This window comes from Winogradskya humida (genome assembly GCF_016862215.1).
Classification (GTDB): Bacteria; Actinomycetota; Actinomycetes; order Mycobacteriales; family Micromonosporaceae; genus Actinoplanes; species Actinoplanes humidus.
This window is the reverse complement of the sequence record NZ_BOMN01000167.1, coordinates 1-1,587: the sequence shown is the minus strand read 5'-3', so window position 1 is coordinate 1,587 and position 1,587 is coordinate 1. Positions and strand designations below refer to the sequence as shown.

Sequence of the window (1,587 nt, the reverse complement as noted above, 5' to 3'; positions counted from 1 at the left end):
GCGGCGATGACGATGCGGGTTCCAAACCGTCGAGACGCCGCATTCCTCGGCCATGGCCAGGGAGTCGTATGTGGACATCTGCTCAGCGGAAGTCTCGACGGCCGCCGCACTGCCTCGTCGAGTGACTCGAAGCGGACCCTGTTCCCAGATAATGAGAGGTGCCGTTACACTCAGGATCCACAAGACCTCGCCCGGTGGTGATCACAGGAGCCATGTCCTCGTCGCGACGGCCGCCCAACCTACTGTTCCGTGCCGCACGACTGCGTCTGGAATCGGCCACCGGCGATGGCCCGATGTCTCAGGACGAGCTCGCAGAGCTCGTTAACAAAATTGTGGACCCCCGCAGTCAAGACGGTCCCGTCACCGCCAACGACATCGGCAAGATTGAACGTGGTGTCGTCTCGTACCCACGGAGTCACCGGCGCCAGGCCTTTCGCACGATCTTAAAGGTGGACACCGACGCGGAGATCGGCCTGGCCAACCGCAGGGTCAGACCGACCGACGCGATACCTGTCCTACCGCCACCCGCAGCTGCCGAAGCCACCCTCCAGCGCTCCAGCCCGCCCTGGCCCCCGGCACGGGAAGACCCACCGAACGATGACTCCGCGGTGGCCCTGTCACCCGGGCCGGGCCTCGGCATCGCCGCACCGGCGTTAACGCTGGACGACCTCGACCGCATCGACGCCGTCGCCCGCGACGCCCGGCGGTACCTCGACGAGACTCTCGTCGGCTTCCTGGACGACGAACTCGCCCGGTGCGCCGTCGACGACGGCCTCCACGGGCCCCGCTACGCCCTACCTGGCGCATTGGGCATCCTGGCGATCGTTCAGCGCAACGCCCGATCGGTCAAATGGGCCGTGCGGCGCCCGCTGCTTCGCGTCGGCGCGCGGGCCGCGGAGTTCACCGGCTGGCTCTACCGCGACGCGGGACATCCGGCGGCCGCCGACTACTGGCGCGACCGGGCATCCGAGTGGGCGATGGAAGCAACCGACTTCGCCATGCCCGGGTACATCCTGATCAAGAAGAGCCAATCGGCGTGGGATGCCCGCGATGCCACTCGCATGCTTGGCCTTGCCGAAGCCGTCCAATCCGGGCCCTGGCAACTACCCGCCCGCGTCATGGCCGAGGCGCTCCAACAGCAGGCGCGGGGCCTGGCCATGCTCCAGTCGAGCCGCACCGACGTTGACGACACCCTCAAGCGGGCACGCGACCTGCTCGAGCAAGGGCCGGCAGACAAGACGCCGCTGGCCTCGCACTACGACGCACTGTTGTTCAGAGTGCAGACCGCTATCTGCTACGGCGAATCGGGACGCCCCGAGGAAGCCGCAGCAACCTACGAAACCTCGCTGACGCCGACCACGTTCTCGACCCGCGACTACGCCTACTTCTCCGCGTTGCACGCACAAGCTCTGGCAGCGGCAGCCCGCCCCGACGAGGCCGCATCGGTGGGTACGGCCATCATGTCCGGAGCGATCGCGGCCGGCTCAACCCGCACCGTCCAAGAACTGGGGCGACTCAGTGTCAATCTGCATCCGTGGCGGAAGCGGCCTGCGGTCGAGTCCTTCCTGACGCTCATGCGGAAGATCT

Annotated in this window: 1 protein-coding gene; it reads left to right on the top strand. The window is 67.2% G+C overall.

Features of this window, described 5'->3' with window-relative positions; all coding sequences use genetic code 11:
• Positions 1 to 293: 293 nt before the first annotated feature.
• The coding region (locus tag Ahu01nite_RS49990) for an NsdA family TPR-like regulatory protein (RefSeq protein WP_203843834.1) at positions 294 to 1,587 on the top strand (1,294 nt) is incomplete at its 3' end.